Below are 19,092 nucleotides of genomic sequence, written 5' to 3' on the forward strand. Positions count from 1 at the left end.
ACAAGTTAATCCAGTTGATTTATTTCCATTTTACCGTAGTAAAAACTATTTGGGTATATCCATTTCTTTCATATAACACACCTATTTCGTCATGCTTTGTCTGAACAATATCAGAATAGGCTGTATAATCATGATTGTCTTTCTCATCACTTTTGTCTATTAATGTTGAAATAGCCCATGTTTGTCCATCATCAAAGCTAATTTTTAAAGTTAAGTTGTTACGCTGCTGCGTATCAGCAGCATTACAGAAAGCCAAAATATGTTTCCCCTTTTTCTTTCCAACCGTCAAAATACTTCCTTCACAAACGGGGTCGGGGAGGTTTGCATCATAAAATGTTTTATCCCAACTTTGACCACCATCGTTGCTTATGGCTACAATTCTTTGTCTGATATCTCCTTTTTGATTACGGGCATTCAACATCAGCCTATCTCCTGAAATGGCCGTAGCAGTAGCTTCATTTCCACCTGCTATTTCAATCGTCTCACTTAATCGAAACGATTTCCCGTGGTCATCTGTATAAAATCCATGCGCAAAATAATCCGCAAATTGCTTCTGTGGATTGCCTTGGGAGTGATTGGCGGCTACATAAATCCTGCCCTTGTATTTTCCTGCACTAAATTGGGTAGCGTGCCCTGGCGTATTAGCGTAAGAACGCCAATCTTCCTTAAAATTATAAGCAGGATTAGCAGTAGGTTGGTTCGGTTTGTGTACTTGCAAGGTAATATTTACTCCTTCGCTCCAAGTAGCTCCACCATCTGTTGATGTTTTGTACCATACTTCTCTCAATCCCTTTCCTTTTCTTACTTCACCTTCATGATTGTTTCCAGTATTATAAAAAAGAAAGATTCTACCTTTAGGAAAAGCGGGGTCTGAATCATCAAAAACAGGTGCTGGATTGCCTGCTTGAAGTGTATCGTAGTCGACAATGGTAGATAGAGTGCTCCAAGTTTTACCATTATCTGCACTCCGTTTCATCACAATATTAATATCACCAAAATCACCACTACCTTGTAGTCGACCTTCGGCAAAGGCTAATATATCACCTTTAGGAAGCTTGATAATAGCGGGAATGCGATATGATTTATGCCCTTCATTCCCCGAAACGAATACGGGTATTTGTTGTGCATGGGTATAAGATTGACCTAGTAAAATAAGGCACAGGAATAATAAAATATTTTGTTTCATGATTGTTCTTTTTTTAAATAATCAGCTAAAATTTTATAACAATACCATTCTTGTCTAGGCAAATGAAAAGGCCCTTTAAAAAGATTGCCTTTAGCAGTTTGTGCCACACTGCCATCTCTGTGCAAATATCCAAACCATTCTCCATGTTCAGCATCGTGAAAATGTGAATAGGCATATTCATGTACCATTTGGTGCCATTGAGCATATTTTTCATTGCCTGTCATCAAATAGGCTAATAGCGTGGCGATGATTACTTCGTTATGTGGCCACCAGAACTTCATGTCTTGCCAATATTCCTGCACAGGTTTGTCATAAACATCCCTATAATAAAGAATACCTCCATGTTCTTTATCCCATCCTCTTTCCCACATATAGTCTAACATTTTGCAACCTAATGGAATCAGATGGGGGTCGTTATTACGATATTTGGCTTCGTGCAAAATAAACCAAGCACCTTCCATGGCATGCCCTGGATTGAGCGTCCGACCATCAATATGGTCGATGATACTTCCATCAGGTGCAACACTCTCCATTACACAACGGATGTCGTCTTTTACGAAGTCTGTTTCTATTTCCGAAATCCATTTGCTAATCCATTCATCACAACGGTCATCACCAATAGTCTCTCTTAATTGTTGAGCCGTGTTAATCATAATCATCGGCACACCAATTCCTTTGGAAGGACGAACGGCTGTGAATTTGGCAGGCAACAACGATGGATTGGTGGCGTATTCGATACATTTGCCAAAAAGAAATCTCGCTTGTTCAGCCGCTTGTTGGTCGCCCGTAGCTTTAGCATAAGCCGCATTGGCAATAGTGGCGAATGTCTCTGAAAAAAAATACCTTCTTTTGCGAATAGGTTGCCCATCTCTGGTTACATGAAAAAACATTTGCCCATCAGTATCAAAGCAATATTTATTCAAGAAATCGATGCCACTTTTAGCACCTGCTATCCATAAAGGGTTATGCTCAAAAGTATTGTTTAACGTTGATAACATCCATGCTGCTCGACCTTGAATCCAGACTGCTTTGTCATCATCAATTAAATTGCCTTGCTGGTCTCTCATTAATAAATAACCTCCATATTCCGTATCCATACTGCGGGGAAACCAAAAGGGCATGGTATTATTGAGCAATTGGTTTTTATAAAAATCTCTTAATTCAATAAGCTTTTGGGTTGAATAGAGCATCGTTGTCAAATTAAATGGTGTTGTTAAAGTCATTGTGTTTGGGTTTGATAAAGGCAATAAAAAGGGCAACAGCAATAAATACAAAGCCTGCTAAAATGGCTAAATCATACCCTAAATTGCCTTTATCAGTAGATTTGCCTAATAAATTGGTGATAAATGCTCCTGCAAAAACGCCCGACATATTCATCAGTCCATAGGCGGTACCTCGATGTTTGGCAGATACGAATTGGCACAGGATGGGCATATTGTTGGCATCGAACATGCCATACCCTAAGCCAAAACAAAGGGCTGCACCTATTAAATGTACAAGACTATGCCCAAAGCCAAGTAATAACAATGAAGGAACTGTGAGTACTAAGCCAATGGTACTAATATATATTCGCCCCTTAATGTTATGTTGAACCCATTTGTCCGATAAGATGCCCCCCATTATTACGCCTAATAAAGAAGATGCCGCTAATGTAATTGTCGATAATGGTCCAGCTTTTGACATTTCGATATGAAGATTTTGAGCAAATAATGTTGGCAACCAGTTTTTAATACCCCAACCCGACAAGCTTGGAATGGTAAAATAAAAAAGGAGCATCCAAAAGGAAGCATTAGAAAATAATACTCCTAAATCTTTTATTAAGGACGTTTTGGAGGTAGTAAGAGTATCGTTTTGAGGTAGCCCAACAACTACTTTCTTTTCTTTCAAGAATAGTAAAAGCACTACAGCATAAACAATTCCTATCATCCCGAATGAATGAAAAGTTTGTTGCCATGAAAAATAAGTAGCGACAGTTGCTCCAAAACCACCCAAGGCTTGCCCTGTATAAAGCCCCGTCATGTGTATGCCTATTGCTAAAGACCTTGTTTGAGAAGAATGGTAATCGGCAATCAAAGAAAGTCCCGCAGGAATATACAATGCTTCGCTGACGCCCATCAAGGCACGTAACCAAAATAGTTGATTAAACGAGGTGGTATAACCCATCAGAAAAGTAACCGCCGACCATACAAAAAGACTTCCTACAATTATCCATTTTCTATTGATTCTGTCTGCAATAATACCTGCCAGCGGACTCATCAAACCATATATCCATAAAAATACAGCCATTAAATAGCCAAAATTTGTAGCAGTTTGTAGTTCTGGAATAGATACCTGCATACTCGCTTTCATCGTTGAAAGCATTTGTCTGTCAAGATAATTGAGCAAGGCTACACCCCAAAGCAAGGCTACTACCAACCATTTGTATGTTTTTGATGCATTCATGGGTTTGTCATGTTAAGTTTTCCAATCAGGATATTGGCTGTGCGAATACCTGCTTTTATCTCACCGCAAGGAATGAATATCTTGCCGTCCCATACGATGGCGGTCGTTGTGACGGCTGTTGTTTCATCAATTGGATTAAGCGTTGTCCATTTGTTAGCTGAAATATTATAGAGAAGCACATTTTTACTAAAACCAGGATGTTGGCGTTGTAGCTGGTTTTTTTGTTGAATAAGTTCCTCTTTTTTCTGCTCATTTTTTTCTGCTTGTATTTGGCTAAGAAGAGTTTCTACTTGATGAAAAGTAGTGCCTTTATCTCCCCCAAACATGAGTAAAAAGTTAGGAGATAATGCTTGCCCAGTACCAGCTGATAAAGCATAAGGCAGACTGCTTTTGGTTGTCCAAGTATTGCTGAGAAGGTTAAAAGCAAAAACAGTATCATAAAGATTACTAATGCCATTATCATTTCGTTTTCGCCCTCCCACTAAAAAAAGTTGATCTTTATTATTCAACAAAACAGCATGTGATACCTCGTGTGGGAGTTGTGATATTATTCTCCACCCTGCTTCAATATTGTCTATATCCAACATGACCAATTGCTTAGCAACACCATTGGCTATTTCGCCACCTGCTACATAAACAAAACGATTGCTGACGATTGTTCCTGTAGCATTGGTTAGCGGTATTGGCAAACTTGGTAGTGTGACAAATTGTATATTCTGCTGAGAATCATTCCATTGGATATAAAAAACGTTATTGCTCAATCCTTTTTCATTCTCACCTCCAATACAAAGAATGCCATTGGGAGTGCTTACTGAAACGGCATAGGCTATATTTTGAGGAAGCTTAAAAGTATGATTATGCCAAAGGTATTTACCGTGACCATCCTTTTTCAAGACATATATATCATCAAAATATTTTTTCTTTCCACCTTCCCAAGGAAGCCCATCTTCAAAATTTGAACCTCCTGCAACGATTAATACATTATGATGATGTCCAGCTACTGGCCCAGCCAATCCCATTTGTTTACTATGACCTTCGGCCACGGGAAGCTGACTAACCACAGACCAATCAATGCTTTTGATTGACTGGCTTTGGGCAATACTATTTAAGGTTAAAAAAGATAATGACATTAATAGCTGTTTCATGAATGTTTTAGATAGATTTAGAGCAAAATAAGGAGAAATTCAATGAATTTACATCCTTTCTAAAATCTTCAAATTGTTCCTTACTCATATTCCTCACGGGAGCTCTAAATTCACCACAGTCTATCCCAATCATTTTCATATATGCCTTACCCGTAGAAATGCCACCATATTTACCCAACAAACGAATCATTTCAATAGAAGTCATTTGATATTTGCGAGATAAGTCTAGTTCGTTATCTTCAAAAGCTTGTATTAATTGATGATACAGTGGTGCGGCATAATTGAAAGTACTCCCCACAGCTCCTTTAGCTCCCAATGCCCAAGCCGATAACATATTTTCATCACGTCCCCATAACATATCATATTTCTGGTCAGCATATGTCAAACAAGATTGATAATCCATGAAATCTTCATGAGTGTACTTGATGCCTGCGAAATTGGGAATTCGTCCATCAATAGTTTTTAATAAATCATGCATCGCAAAATTTACACCTGTTAATACAGGAATATGATAATAATACAATGGCATATCTGGTACTACAGAAGCTACCTCCAAACAAGCATTGGCAAGCACTTCTACGGAGGCAGGTTTAAAGTAAAAAGGGGCTGTAAAAGAAATAGCGTATAGCCCAATCTCTTTGGCATGGATTGCCAATTCTTTGCAATCGGTAATACTAGTGCCACCCAAAAACATCATTACTTTAAAGTGTGCATCATCTCTTGTGCAGTTTGCCCATGCTTCGGCAACTTTTCTTTTTTCTTGATGCGTCATGGATACTCCTTCGCCTGTAGAACCGCAAATAAATGCTCCTGTAATACCATTAGATTTTAGCATTTGATAATACTGAGGAATAACAGAAACATTAAGTGTTCCATCGATATACATTGGTGTAAATGGTGCAGCAATTAGCCCTGTAAGATGCGAGTTTTTCATATTTTTACTATTTAATTTAATGAGAATCAGTAGTATAGGACAAGTGATATTACTTGCCCTATAAAAGTTTTTAAAATGCTGGATAACCAGGCGTTTGTACTAATGACCTATTGTTAGTCAACGAGTTTCTATCAATTGGCCATAATAATTTATAGGCTTCGCTAGATAGCACAGTGGTGTTAGCAAACACATAATTGTTGCCTACTCTGCGTAAATCATACCAGCGTTTGCCTTCAAAAACAAATTCAAATAGTCGTTCATCCAAAATGGCATTAATAGGGCTAGCATCTTTTGCTTGGTTAGGAAAACCATATTTTTTATCGTTGTACTGTGTCCCAAAAGCACGAGCTCTCACGAGATTTATCTCTGTGGCAGGGCTTTGTCCTAAAATCACTTTTGCTTCAGCCATCATTAACAATAAGTCGGCATAACGATAGATTGGGTAATCGTTCGTAAAAGCTCTAGCCCCTGCATTTTGTTCGCCTTGAAATTTATTGGTAAAACATCCTACAAGCTCAAAGCCTGTCCCTTTTTTACTAAAGGCGGGTTGGATAGATGCTAGTTTTCGTGTATCGGCATCATCAAATTTTTGATAAGTTGCTATGCGAACTGGAGCACGCAATAAGCCACCCCAATTGTCGGTAGTGACATTAAATTGTCGTGAACCATTTAGGTCATAGAAGTTTGCAATAAGTCCTGATTGTGGTACAAAACTACCTGCAATAAAAGTCATACTAGCTTCATTGAGTACGTAGCGTATGGCAAAAATAATTTCGTTGTTTCCTTTATTGGCCGAAGCAAAAACTGAACTATAACTAGGTAATAAGGCCAAGCTTGGAATATTCGTTTTGATATCATTCAAGGCATTTAAAGCTGTGGTAGCATCTGCCACACCACCACCACGGTAGCTATTCCAAAGAGATACTTCAGCCTTGAGCATCAAAGTAGCCGCTTTTGACCAATACGATTTACTATTTCTGAAGGTATAGTTGCTCCCAAAACTGCTCTCAGATTTTTCGAGGTCGGCTTTAATCAAACTCATTACCTCAGCTTCAGACGAGGCCGCTTTGGCAAGATTAGAAATATCAATCGATAAAATAGGGTCTGTCTGAATCACTACATTGCCCCATGATCTCAAAAGGTGAAAGTAATAATAAGCCCTTAGTCCATGAGCAATTCCTAAATAATACCCCTTGGTTGCACTCGTAACAATATTGGTAGTATTCAGCTTATAAATCAATAAGTTTATTTGAACAATATTGCTGTAAAAACCTCCAAAATTACTTACGCCCGTATTATCTAAATCCAATGTCTGTAGCCACATTCTTTCTAATCCTTGGGTGGCTTCGCCAGTAAAAGTACTTGGGCTATTGGCTTCTGTACCAAATATGTCAGAACGTAATTCTCCTAAAGCCTGAAAATTGGCATTATGACTTCTGAAACGCACATTAATCCCCGAAACAAAAGCGTCAAACTGGTCGGCAGTTTTCCAATAGTTGGCGTCACTTATACTACTAACTGGGGTTAAGTCGAGGTTAGTATTGCACGAAGTAAGCATCAAACAGATACCTAAACATGTATATATTGCTTTAATGATATTTTTCATGAAAGTATTTTTTAATAATTAAAATGAAACCTGAACACCTAAAACTACAGATTTGGGCGTTGGATATGTTCCTGAATAAATACCACCCGTTGGAGGCTCAGGAGATGGTCCGCTAAATTTGGTGATATAAAATAGGTTGTTGAAGTTGGCGTAAACGCGTGCTTGAGAGAACCACTTAGTCAAAAGTCTGTATTTTGATAAATCATAAGAAATGGTAATTTCTCTGCAAGCTAAATAATCACCTTTTTCATAGAATTGTGAATTATTCCCGTTGAGTACCTGTCCGCCATTATTAGCCCTTGTATAGTTCTTCTTACCAGCAGGTGCCCCTACTTGGTCAGCATAATATACCTTTGGAATATTGGTATCAGTATTCGTTGGCGACCATGCTTCTTTTTGTAATTCAATGTAATTGAATGTTCCTTGGTAATTTCCTAAAGTACGCGCCACCAAGTCGTTATAAATGGTATGTCCTAATGCAAAGTCGAATCTAGTGAATAGTGAAAATTCTTTAAACGAGATACTAGAGGTAAACCCACCCGTAATATTAGGCGTAATGTTTCCTAAATAAACTTGGTCTCTTGAATCAATAATGTCGTTTTTATCTACATCTAGCCAATTTACGTCACCTGGCGTAATTTTATTCGCCATCGAAGTAGAAGGACCACCAATTCCTGCAATATTATCCACTCTATTAGCGGCAATTTTAGCGATTTCTTCCTCATTTTTGAAAATAGAAACCTGTTTGAAGCCATAAATAGCCCCCAAAGGTTGTCCTTCTTGCAAGCCACCTACCCACACGACTTTACCTTGTGTTGGGTCATAGATTTGTAAACCTCCCTGACGGTTATTCTCGTTGCCATTGTATGGTAATTGAAGGATTTTATTACTGGTAAATGAAACGTTTCCACCTAGATTCCAAGTCAATCCATTGGGACTTTTAAGAATCGTTGCATTAACGGTTACCTCTATACCTTTGTTCTGAAAAGTACCTAAATTGGTTCTTACCGAACTGTATCCTACATAACTAGGCAAGGTTAAATTGGTCAATAGGTCGCTAGTTCTTCTATCATAATAATCGAATAAAATGTTCAATCTATTTTTTAGCAAAGAAATATCTAGTCCTACATCGAGTGTTTTGCTTTTTTCCCATCTTAATCCAGAATTAATAATATTGGTACTCAAAAACCCAAGACTACCATTATAATTACCCTGAGAACCATATACGCCTTGTACTTCATAATTGCCAATACCCGCTACATTTCCATTGAAGCCATAACTAAACCTTGGTTTTAATGCACTGACATAATTGTTTAAAAAGCTTTCTTGAAAGAATTTTTCCTTGTGAAGGTTCCAGCCTGCCGACATACCGGGGAAAATACCATAACGGTTTTCGTCTGCTAAGCTCGAAACGCCGTCTCGTCTTATTACTAAACTAAGCAAATAACGTTCATCAAAATCGTAATTTAAGCGACCAAATTGAGATAAAATTTTGTATTCATCTCTGAAAGAATAATTACTTCCTGCGGCAAAAGTCGTAGAAGCATTAGCCGTCTCAATATCATCAGTTGGTGCATTCTGGCCACTTACTTGCATTTCAAAACTTTTCTGACCGAATAATTCTGCCCCTAGCATTGCATTGATATGGTGAAAATCGCCAAGTTCCTTTTGATAATTGATAATAGCATTATACTGCTGTTGTACCGACCTTGAAAATAAAGCGGTGGATGCACGGGTAGCATTGCTAAACGACGGAGGATTAGTGTACAAGTTAGTATACGTCTGCGTCGCTAAATTAAAAGATTGATTAAGCGATTCGAATAAATAGGCATTACCACTCACCTTTACATATAAATCTTTAGTAATATCATATTTAGCGGAAGCATTTACGGTAATTCGATTGACTTCGCTATTTCTTTTTGTTTTCTGTAACCAATACAACGGATTTCCATCGCTAATGCTGTTACCAGGGTTAGGCATCGTTTTAAGAGAATCCAACCAAGGATTCATCGTTGGCCAAATGGCTAAACTCCTGTAAAGTACGTTTGATTCAGAGGCTAACGTACCATTCTGTGAAGACGTTGAGAAAGTTGCCCCTGTGGTTATTTCCAAATTGGGTTTCACTCTGTACGAACCATTGATGTTACCTGTATAGCGTTTATAATCAGAGCCTACAATAACACCATCTTCATTGTAATGGTCAAAACTAGCAAAGTATTTTCCTTTATCGTTACCGCCCTCAACACTTAGGTAATGGTCTTGTGTGGTAGTATTTCTAAAAACAAGATTTTCTATTTCTCCACTATGGTCTTTGTATAAAATTGAGCCGCCATAAGGGTCATCCATCGCTTGCCATTCTTGCGATAATAAACCAGCGTTAGCAGCATTGTTCACTCTAATATCAAATAAGGCAAGATTGGCAGCATCTGTCAATAAGCCATATCCACGAGATGAATTAACCTGAGCAAGGGTTCTTCCAGAATTCAAATTGCCGAGCCTGTTATAATAAATATAGTCTCTAGCATTCATGTATTTGTAACCTTCTCTATTTTTATTAAAACCCGTTGTAAATTTATAGCTTACCCTAGCAGTTCCTGCTTTTCCTTGTTTGGTTGTGATAAGAATCACGCCATTGTTGGCTCTTGCCCCATAAATGGCAGTTGAGGCTGCATCTTTTAACAATTCAATAGACTCAATATCGTCGGGAGCAATATCATTCAAGGCTCTAATAACACCATCAACAACTACCAATGGAGAACCTGGGGTATTGATGGATGCTCCACCACGTAATAAAATTGAAGGCGCTGCTCCAGGGGTACCTGAACGATTGACTACCTGCAACCCTGCTAACGAGCCTTGTAAGGCTGTTCCTACGTTGGCTCTGGGACTATTAGCCAAGATGTCTTTGTTAATTTTACCAATCGAGCTAGTGATGTTTCTTCTTGATTGCGTTCCGTATCCTATCACAACTACTTCCCCGAGGGCTGTAATATCGTTTTTAAGTTTTATAGAGACCGTAGAAGATTTGCTAATACTAATTTCCTCTTTAAGATAACCGACATAACTTACTATAAGGATATCTCCTTCATCAACAGCTAGTGTAAAGTCTCCTTTTTCGTTGGTAATGGTTCCTACTGTTTTTCCTTTTATAATGATTGAAACTCCAGGAAGTTCTTCGCCAGTATCATTAGCGGTAACTTTTCCGATAATCTTCCTTGTTTGTCCCCATGTGGTTAATGCAAAGAGAAAACAAGCTGTTAATAAGCAAATTTTCAGATAAATATTTTTCATAATGGAAGATAGTTTTAATGTATTATGTATGACATAACAAATGTAGAAGTTATATCTGATATATTGCAAATAAAAATCAAAAAATTTTACATTTAATCACAAAATAGTAACAATTACTGATTTGTATAGCCTAATAAATACTCATCGTTTCCCATAAAATTAATTAATATGTAATACTTAATACTCAAAAATGAGTATATAATTACAATTTTATAACAATTAAGCATTATTTGAGTGTATTTTTGCAGTATCTAAAGTTATTATCTATAAAAGTGCTTGATTGACTATTTAAGGCATTTTATAATCAAAAAAGAGATAATAGTTAGTGAAATCAAATAAAAATCTTACTTTTACCTTAAATAAGTAATACATAATATGATTAAAGATTCTGTTAATAATAATTTTACTACCGTTGATAGCAGCTCATTGGTAGATAAGGTTGAAGCTAACCTTGTTGAATTATTACAAAGTAGGAAACTGAAGGTAGGAGATGTAATCCCTAAAGAAATAGAGCTGGTAGAACTACTAGGAGTAAGCAGGACCGTCATTCGAGAGGCAATAACCCGACTGCGAACAATGGGGATGATAGAGTCGAAAAAGAAAAAAGGTTCTGTGATTACAAGTCCAGATATTTTTGGAATTATGGGTAAAAGCATGAATCCTCATATTCTTGATGAAGAGACGTTGAAAGAAATCTTTGAAATCAGGCTAGTGCTTGAAATAGGCATGGCTGATTTTATTTTTCAAAAGATAACGCCTAAGGATATTGATGAATTGAAGGAAATTGTAAAAAATGAACCTGCTTCAAGCGAAACACATCTATTTAATATTGATCATGAAATACAGTTTCATGGAAAGCTTTATGAGATAACAGGAAATAAAACAATGAAGACATTTCAAAGTATGCTTTTGCCTATTTTTGATTATGTCCATAATAGTGGACTCCTAAAAAAAGAGGTTCAAATGAAGAAATTTGTTTCGCATAAAGGCTTGATTGATATTCTAGAAAATGGTTCGCCCGAATTATTCAGAAATGGCATGAGAAACCACTTGGAAAACCACTTCGCTCGATTGATTTCTTAGTTAATTAAGAAATACATTTGCTAATAAACCCAACATCTTATCACTAGTCAGGGACTTAAATTCCTGACTAGTGATAAGATGTTGAGCAAGGTTTTAATAAAACTTTTTACTTGACTAAAAACTGCTTTGAAAGTTTATCATAAACGCCCAAAAGCTGATTTGATTTACCATCCTTCTGAAAGATTGATTCCCACGTATTTAAAGGCTCCCAAATACAAGTACCTTTCCCTTTGCCATTGGGCAAATTAAAAGCAATCGCATTGACATCTTCTTTCAATTGCGAATACTCTACCACGATAACGTCTTTGTTGTAACGCTGGATAAGGTTGCTTAAATTATCTCTTAAATCTTCGGTGGTACCATGCCATTTAGGATAATACGATTCGCCAATGACATCAAAATGAACCCCTCTCGCCAACATTCCATCAATAAAATTGACTGATTCGTGATTTTGACCACCTAAGGCTACATGGAGCATCATTACCACATTCGCATCAACAGCTTTGACTGCGGCAGTACCTGCATTTAGTAATTGAGCCAATTCGTCAGGATTTTGCGCATTGCCATTGGGCCACACAATACCGTGGTTAATCTCATTACCAATTTGTACCATATCAGGAACAGTTCCTTGGTCTTTCAACTCCTGCATTACTTGCTTGGTATAATCAAACAATGATTTTTTGATTTCAGCAAATTGTAAATTGTTCCAAGTAGCAGGCTTATTTTGTTTACCTGGGTCTGCCCAGTAATCGCTATAATGGAAATCGAGTAAGAGTTTCAAGCCAGCTGCTTTTACTCTCTTTGCCATTAGTTTAGTATGTGCTAAATCGCAAAAACCTTTGTTAGGAGAATATCCATTGGCATTAGCAGGATTATTAAAAATACGCAAGCGGATATAATTGAAACCATGTTCTTTCAGAATTTGAATAGCATCCTTTTCAATACCATTGTCAGAAAACTTCACATTTCTAGCTTCTAATTCTGGTAAGAATGAAATATCAGCACCAATCATTTTATCAACCGAACGATTTTTGGCTGCTTCACCTTTTAATTCGTAAGTTTTATCAATCGTAATTTTGGTTGCTTTTTCAGGAGCAACCGTTACAATATCTGTTGAACCTGCAAATAGTCCCGATGCTGTAGCTTCAAATTTAATCAAATCGGGTTTTGTTCCTGCTTGTACAATCACTTGACATTTACCATTGAATAAGGCTCTTTGCCAAGCGCCATCAATGCATTTATCTGGTTCATGGCTACTTGGGTCGCCATTACCCACACCAATGATTTTAGCATCGCCTTTTAGCGAGAATCTTATCATATTATCAGCGTCAGGCACTTCTCGTCCTTCTTTATCCACTACGCTAATATTAATTATGCTTACATCTTTACCATCGGCCAAAGTAGTAGTTTTATAGGGTGTAACTACTACTTCGGTGGGTCTGCCGGTGGTTTCTATTTTAGTGGTTAGTTGTTTACTATTTTTATAGGCTATCGCTTCTAATTTGCCCGGTGCATAGTTCACCGACCATTGAAGGTGACCATTTCTAGGCATATCTTTTTTGCCTAAGCTTTTTCCATTCAAAAACAATTCTACGTTATCAGCATTGCTATTCACCCAAACGTCAATCGGTTTGTCATTTTTGCCTAACCAGTTCCAATGTGGAGAGATATGGAGAATGTCTTTGTCCGTCCACCAACTTTGATAATAGTAGTAAATGTTTTTCGGAAAACCGCAAACGTCCATTACGCCAAAATGAGAATTGACATTAGGCCAGCGAAAAGGTGTAGGTTCACCACGGTAATCAAAGCCTGTCCAGATAAAACCACCTAGCCAAGCATCATTGTTAGCCGCCAACTTCCACCATTCTTCTGCTTTACTTGCCCACCATGGAGCAGTAATATCTTGGTCAGGTAAATAACCTCTGATAGAATCTGTTTCATAAATTCCTCTGGTTGTTACCGTACTACCCATTTCAGTACCAAGAATAGGTTGTGTTGGGTGGTCTTTATGGTAGTCAGCCACAGCAAACTGACGATAATTGAATCCTCTTACTGGAATTACTTCATTTACACCACGATATACATTAGCCAAATCTGCGGCATAAGTAGAAGTACGAGTAGGATCTAATTGCTTTTGTTTTTCGATAAGCGACAGTGCTATTCTTTTACCAAATGTATTGGTCTGGATACCGCCTTCTTCGTTACCAATACTCCACATAAAAATAGAAGCATGATTTCGGTCACGCTTTAAAAGGCGTTCAAACTGAGCCATGTATTCCGCTCCGCTATTTAATAAGCGTTGTTCATCCATTACTAGCATCCCTAAACTATCACAAGCTTCTAATAATTCTGGTGTAGGAGCGTGGTGACTTGTTCGATAAGCATTAGACCCCATATTTTTGAGCAAACTGATGCGATAGTATTGTAAATAATCAGGTAATGCACTACCAACACCCGCATGGTCTTGGTGGTTGTTAGTCCCCAATATTTTTACATATTTTCCATTCAGAAATACACCATTGTTTTTTACATCAATGGTTCTTATCCCAAATTTAAAGCGTTGTTTATCTATGAGTTGCCCATTCGCTTTAAGCTCTACTACTATGCTATGCAAATAAGGGTCATCTAAAGTCCACAGTCGTGGATTGGTAACGGTAAAACTTTGTTTCGTTGTTTTTTCTTCAAGAGACGTTTGAGATAATGGTTGGTCGATAGATTTACCAATCATTTTCCCAGACCTATCCATTAAATAAGATGTCAACGTATAGTTAGTAGGAGAGAAGTTTTCATTGCTTACACTAGTTTCTACATGAATGGTCGCTTTATTATCTTGTATTTTAGCATGGGCAAAAATACCATCAGTATTGATATGTAAATTTGAATATTTATTTAACCAAACATGACGATAGATACCCGCACCTTCATAAAACCAACCTTCATATTGTGAAGCATCGGCTCGCACAACAATCACATTTTCACGTTTGAAATTAATAAAATCAGTAATATCATAAGCTACTCCTAGATAACCACTTTTATTATTGCCCAAGTAAAAGCCATTTATCCAGATATTGGCATCTCTGAAAATACCATCAAACTGAATTTGAAAACGGCTACCAGAATCAGAAGGAGCTACTTTAAAGTGTTTTCTGTACCAACCCACGCTTGTTTCTGGGAACAAACCACCGACAGGCTTAAATCCATGAGCTTCTACGTTCAAATCTTCCGATTTTACAAAAGGTAATTCAACAGCCCAGTCGTGTGGAAGATTGATTTTTGCCCAAGTACTATCTTTAAAACGAGCTTCAATAGCAGAATTTTCGGCACTACCAGATTTTACAAAAACTTTGGTAATACCATAATTAAAGTCTTTTTCGGGGTTAGAGGTATGTCCTAAATGGAATTTCCAATCATTATCAAAATTGATTCTTTGCCTTGGGATAACCTGTGAAAATGATATAATAGAAAATAACAGGAGAAAACCTGTTAATAAAAAGCCTTTGTGATTTTGCATAATTATTAAAACAGTAAGAATAGTTAAAAAATTTCCTCTGTATTTACACAGAGGAAATTTAAATAAAAAAGCATCAATAGGTATTATAGTTACCTATCTCAATTGATTTTTAACCTCAAAAATCATTTTTACTATTTATTAAGGTAAAAAAGCATCCATCGCAATAGTAGGTTTGCCCGAATTATCAAAAGCACCTAGCGTATAGCCAACCCAATTATTATGAGCTTGAGGTTCCCAGTAAAGTACGCCCAAGCCTTTTGAGTTACTTAACGATTTTGTTTTAGTGATAATGTCGCTTAGGAATAACTTACACGCCGCTGCACTATCCCAAGGCATACCTACTTCTACAATCATTACTTCTTTATTGTAGCGACTTATCATATCGTTCATGTTAGTCAAACATTGTTGATTAACTTTTGCCCAACCACCAGTGGCAAAGTCTGGAGCATAAGTAGGATACAGTGACATCCCAATAACATCATATTTTGCTCCATTGGCTTTTAAGCCATCAAACATCCATCTGAAAAGTTGGTTATCATAACCATTAGAAATATGAACGATAACCTTCGCATCTGGAAAAATAGCTTTCACCCCATCATAACCCGCGTTAATCATTTGAGCAAAAGCACTCATGTTGGTAGAGGCTCTTCCAGTTGGCCATAACATACCATCATTCGTTTCGTTCCCTACTTGAACCCACTCAGGCGTTATACCATTTTTCTTTAATTCAGCTAATACGTCAGTAGTATGTTTTCCGATGGCAGATTTTAGCCCTTCCAAATCTAAACTCGCCCAAGCGGCTGGTTTGGTTTGCTTGCCAGGGTCAGCCCAATTATCGCTATAATGGAAATCAATCATGATGCGTAGGCCTAAGTTTTTAGCACGAATGGCTTTGGCAACAACATCAGCAGTATTGTTGTAGGCTGGCGAAGGATTTACCCAAACTCTGAGGCGAATAGAATTCATTCCCAATGATTTCATCAGTGCCATACATTCCATCGCTTGTCCAGAAGTATTATAAAACTTTACTCCAGCAGCCTCCATTTCTGTTACCCAACTTACATCAGCACCTTTTGCAAAACCAGAAGTTGGCGTCTCTTTCACTGGTTCAATCACTTCGTTATTACTTGTATTACTACACGACAACAACAAAAGAGAACAAAAAAGAAAATTAATTAATTTATTCATGTTATTTTATTCAATTGTATAAGTATAATTGCCTGCTTTTAAGTCTAGTGTAATGGTGCGAGTTCCCGCTAGGCTCGCTGGAATAACGATATTGTCTCCATCATATTCTAAACTTAAATCTGCACCAGTATCGCCCATATTAATAGCCCATGCACTGTTTGCTCTAAATTTCAATCCTCCAGCTTTTAGCACAGTGGTTACTTTCCAAACATTTTTTGCAGCATCGTAAGTCATTTTCACGTCGTCTGCCCAACCATTTGCTGCAGCATCACCAATGATTCCCCAAGTAGTTTTAGTACCACTCCAAGTATTACTATTAGTGTTACCTTTTAATAGATAATAACCGTCTTCTGGTACAAACAAATTGCCACCACTACTGCTAAAAGTACCTGCTACATCGCTACCTGTGGTAGTACTGCTTACCCAACCATAATTTGTACCATTCCAATCAGGCTGACTAGTATATTTGAATTGATGCGTTCCGCCAACAATATTAACATAGCCTTCATAAATACCATTGGCATTTCTTGAAGAAATTTTTGGTGCGGATGCTGGGTCCCATCCTTGAAAGTCGCCTGCTACCCAAAGAGACGGATAATTAATCACGACTAAATAGGGAGTAACAGAAACAGATAAAACATTAGAATATATATCTGCTACAGCATCTGAAATATAAGATTTCACCCTTAGCTCTAACTGACCAACAGCATTAGGCTTTAGCCCCATGATGATGGATAACTGATTAAAATCGGCAATAGTATATTTCAACTGCACTGTGTTGCCTAAGCTAATTTCTTTGGGTGCCGTAAAGTTAGTACCAGCTTTAGCAATTTGTAAGGTATAGCGGACAGCAGCCTGAAACCCATAATTGGCACGATTCCATGTAAATGCCACGACAGAATCGTTGGCTGTTGCTGGTGTAAGCACATAACTTGTTTTAGAAGAACTTAGCACAGATGCTTCGCCCTTACTACTCATAACGGTTTTTATTTCATTGTTTTCACAAGAAAAAATACCAATGCTTATGAGGCTTATTAATAGTATTCTGAATATATTTTTCATGATAGTCTCTATTTTCTTAAATCATTAATAACCTTGATTCTGTACCAGATTTGGATTGGATGATAGGTCATTTGATGGTATCGGGAAAAGGTTGTACTTATCCTCTACAGACCTTCCATTAGCAATTCCGCCTTTCCAAGCCCATAAATAAGCACCAGTCGTGAATTTTTTATACCTGATTAAATCTGTTCTACGATGAGCTTCATAGTACAATTCTCGTCCTCTTTCATCCAAGATAAAGTTGAGCGTTAACTGGCTAGCTGTAATATTGCCTGTAGTTTTTCCACCGTAAGCTCTAGTACGCAATTGGTTAATGTAGGTCAAAGCAGTTGCCGCATCACCACCTGTTCCACCTCTTAATACGGCTTCTGCATAAGTCAAGTTGATTTCGCCTAACCTAAACAAAGGGAAGTCAATGTCTGTCCAGTTTCCAGCAGGGTCTGCATGAGGAGCTTTAGCACCTGTACGAGTTTTATTGCGATATTTATTCGACGAATAGCCGTCAGTGCCTTTATACAATTCTGCCATCAAACGATTTTGCCCCACTGTATAAAACTGTGCTCTTTGGTCTGTATTACCCGTTTCATCAGTAAATAAATCAACGAAGTTTTGTGTATGACGAAGTCCACCCCAGTTACCACTCGTTCCAGAAATATCACCTGGTACGGCAGCAGGGCCGTGTGCCAAGTAAGTAGTTCCACCCCAGTTTTGAGTATTGGTAGCATCGTAAGCAATCATGAAAATGTTTTCAGTGGTATTCAAATGATTGTCTGCCAAAGTCAATTCACGATAATTTGGATGTAGTGAAAAAGAAGCAGCTTTTATTTTATTACAGTAAGTAATCGCCTCTGTGTATTTGGCTGTTCCGGCATAAACTTCAGCATTCAAATACAAACGAGCTAATAATGCCCAAGCGGCAGATTTTTCAGCACGTGGGTATTCGTTTTGACCCGGAGCAACTAAATCATTTTCAATGGCTTTTAATTCTGTTTCGATATAAGTAAACAAATCTTTACGCTGAATCTGTTTTGGAAGAATAGCCCCTACTGCGTCGTTTTCTGTCACAAATGGAGGATTTCCAAACAAATCCATCAATGCCCAATACTGATAAGCACGAATAAATCTAGCTTCTGCTCTGTATTTTCTAATGTTTTCAGCATCTGTTCCTGTGATGCCTCTCTTGCTCAAATTAGCATCCGACGACTGGCGAATGAAATCATTACAAAGCGTGATTTGGAAGAAAGCACGGTAATAAATACCATTGATAATAGGATTGATAGCCGACCAGCTCATTTCCTTTAATCCTTTTACACCAGCATCATTTTGCCATGTCCACGAGGCTTCATCGGTTGTAAGTTCTTGCAAATTCCAATATAATCTAAGGAAATCTGAATTTCCTTCGTCTGAAATAATCTGTGATGGAATATCGGGGCTTCCTGTTCCTCCTGTATTACCCGTCAAGGCAAAGGCTGAATATACTTTTGCCAACGCTTGTTTATACCCGAGTGGAGTTTTATAAACCGTTTCAGCAGTAATATCATTGGTGGGTAATAAATCTAACTTATCAGTACAAGCACTTGTAATAGTAATAAGCAGGCTTGATACGGCTATTTTTAAATATTTTATTTTCATTTTTCTGTCGAA

Annotated in this window: 12 protein-coding genes; 1 reads left to right on the forward strand and 11 read right to left on the reverse strand. The window is 37.6% G+C overall.

All coding sequences use genetic code 11. The features are described from left to right. Positions 1-19: 19 nt before the first annotated feature. The 7 genes from J2Y60_RS11720 to J2Y60_RS11750 all read right to left on the reverse strand — a co-directional run bounded on the left by J2Y60_RS11720 (position 20) and on the right by J2Y60_RS11750 (position 10,604). Complete coding sequence (locus J2Y60_RS11720; RefSeq protein ID WP_309918505.1) at positions 20-1,186, reverse strand: sialidase family protein; 1,167 nt, start codon at positions 1,184-1,186, stop codon at positions 20-22. Further along, complete coding sequence (locus J2Y60_RS11725; protein WP_309918507.1) at positions 1,183-2,409, reverse strand: AGE family epimerase/isomerase; 1,227 nt, start codon at positions 2,407-2,409, stop codon at positions 1,183-1,185. Before J2Y60_RS11725 ends, J2Y60_RS11720 begins: the two co-directional genes overlap by 4 nt. Further along, on the reverse strand, positions 2,387-3,628 hold the full coding sequence (locus tag J2Y60_RS11730) for an MFS transporter (RefSeq protein ID WP_309918510.1): 1,242 nt from the start codon (positions 3,626-3,628) through the stop codon (positions 2,387-2,389). Before J2Y60_RS11730 ends, J2Y60_RS11725 begins: the two co-directional genes overlap by 23 nt. Further along, on the reverse strand, positions 3,625-4,773 hold the full coding sequence (locus J2Y60_RS11735) for a kelch repeat-containing protein (RefSeq protein WP_309918513.1): 1,149 nt from the start codon (positions 4,771-4,773) through the stop codon (positions 3,625-3,627). Before J2Y60_RS11735 ends, J2Y60_RS11730 begins: the two co-directional genes overlap by 4 nt. A gap of 7 nt (positions 4,774-4,780) precedes the next feature. After that, positions 4,781-5,707, reverse strand: coding sequence for a dihydrodipicolinate synthase family protein (locus tag J2Y60_RS11740; RefSeq protein WP_309918515.1), 927 nt, complete (start codon positions 5,705-5,707; stop codon positions 4,781-4,783). 70 nt (positions 5,708-5,777) lie between these two features. Beyond that, the gene (nanU, locus tag J2Y60_RS11745) at positions 5,778-7,313 is read right to left on the reverse strand and encodes a SusD family outer membrane lipoprotein NanU (protein ID WP_309918517.1); all 1,536 of its coding nucleotides are present in this window, start codon (positions 7,311-7,313) and stop codon (positions 5,778-5,780) included. Between the two features lie 18 nt (positions 7,314-7,331). Further along, positions 7,332-10,604: a TonB-dependent receptor gene (locus tag J2Y60_RS11750; protein WP_309918520.1), complete on the reverse strand. Its 3,273-nt coding sequence runs from the start codon at positions 10,602-10,604 to the stop codon at positions 7,332-7,334. A 375-nt stretch (positions 10,605-10,979) separates the two neighbouring features. On the opposite strand from J2Y60_RS11750, the gene J2Y60_RS11755 reads away from it, so the two are divergent. After that, on the forward strand, positions 10,980-11,687 hold the full coding sequence (locus tag J2Y60_RS11755; RefSeq protein WP_309959130.1) for an FCD domain-containing protein: 708 nt from the start codon (positions 10,980-10,982) through the stop codon (positions 11,685-11,687). A gap of 106 nt (positions 11,688-11,793) precedes the next feature. Here J2Y60_RS11755 and galA read toward each other — a convergent pair whose 3' ends face one another. From galA to J2Y60_RS11775, 4 genes are all read right to left on the reverse strand, one after another. Beyond that, positions 11,794-15,198, reverse strand: coding sequence for a beta-galactosidase GalA (gene galA, locus J2Y60_RS11760; protein WP_309918078.1), 3,405 nt, complete (start codon positions 15,196-15,198; stop codon positions 11,794-11,796). A gap of 138 nt (positions 15,199-15,336) precedes the next feature. After that, complete coding sequence (locus tag J2Y60_RS11765; protein ID WP_309918081.1) at positions 15,337-16,386, reverse strand: glycosyl hydrolase 53 family protein; 1,050 nt, start codon at positions 16,384-16,386, stop codon at positions 15,337-15,339. 6 nt (positions 16,387-16,392) lie between these two features. Next, positions 16,393-17,448: a SusE domain-containing protein gene (locus J2Y60_RS11770; RefSeq protein ID WP_309918084.1), complete on the reverse strand. Its 1,056-nt coding sequence runs from the start codon at positions 17,446-17,448 to the stop codon at positions 16,393-16,395. A gap of 24 nt (positions 17,449-17,472) precedes the next feature. Next, positions 17,473-19,080: a RagB/SusD family nutrient uptake outer membrane protein gene (locus tag J2Y60_RS11775; RefSeq protein ID WP_309918087.1), complete on the reverse strand. Its 1,608-nt coding sequence runs from the start codon at positions 19,078-19,080 to the stop codon at positions 17,473-17,475. Positions 19,081-19,092 lie beyond the last annotated feature (12 nt).

The organism is Arcicella sp. BE140, assembly GCF_031456255.1.
GTDB classification, from domain to species: Bacteria; Bacteroidota; Bacteroidia; order Cytophagales; family Spirosomataceae; genus Arcicella; species Arcicella aquatica.

Excerpts from the sequence above, each read along its gene's own strand:
- J2Y60_RS11735 (WP_309918513.1), bottom strand. The coding sequence starts at position 4,773 with ATGAAACAGCTATTAATGTCATTATCTTTTTTAACCTTAAATAGTATT.
- J2Y60_RS11775 (WP_309918087.1), bottom strand. The coding sequence starts at position 19,080 with ATGAAAATAAAATATTTAAAAATAGCCGTATCAAGCCTGCTTATTACT.
- J2Y60_RS11765 (WP_309918081.1), bottom strand. The coding sequence starts at position 16,386 with ATGAATAAATTAATTAATTTTCTTTTTTGTTCTCTTTTGTTGTTGTCG.
- J2Y60_RS11720 (WP_309918505.1), bottom strand. The coding sequence starts at position 1,186 with ATGAAACAAAATATTTTATTATTCCTGTGCCTTATTTTACTAGGTCAA.
- J2Y60_RS11770 (WP_309918084.1), bottom strand. The coding sequence starts at position 17,448 with ATGAAAAATATATTCAGAATACTATTAATAAGCCTCATAAGCATTGGT.
- J2Y60_RS11740 (WP_309918515.1), bottom strand. The coding sequence starts at position 5,707 with ATGAAAAACTCGCATCTTACAGGGCTAATTGCTGCACCATTTACACCA.
- J2Y60_RS11725 (WP_309918507.1), bottom strand. The coding sequence starts at position 2,409 with ATGACTTTAACAACACCATTTAATTTGACAACGATGCTCTATTCAACC.
- J2Y60_RS11755 (WP_309959130.1), top strand. The coding sequence starts at position 10,980 with ATGATTAAAGATTCTGTTAATAATAATTTTACTACCGTTGATAGCAGC.
- J2Y60_RS11750 (WP_309918520.1), bottom strand. The coding sequence starts at position 10,604 with ATGAAAAATATTTATCTGAAAATTTGCTTATTAACAGCTTGTTTTCTC.
- galA (WP_309918078.1), bottom strand. The coding sequence starts at position 15,198 with ATGCAAAATCACAAAGGCTTTTTATTAACAGGTTTTCTCCTGTTATTT.
- J2Y60_RS11730 (WP_309918510.1), bottom strand. The coding sequence starts at position 3,628 with ATGAATGCATCAAAAACATACAAATGGTTGGTAGTAGCCTTGCTTTGG.
- nanU (WP_309918517.1), bottom strand. The coding sequence starts at position 7,313 with ATGAAAAATATCATTAAAGCAATATATACATGTTTAGGTATCTGTTTG.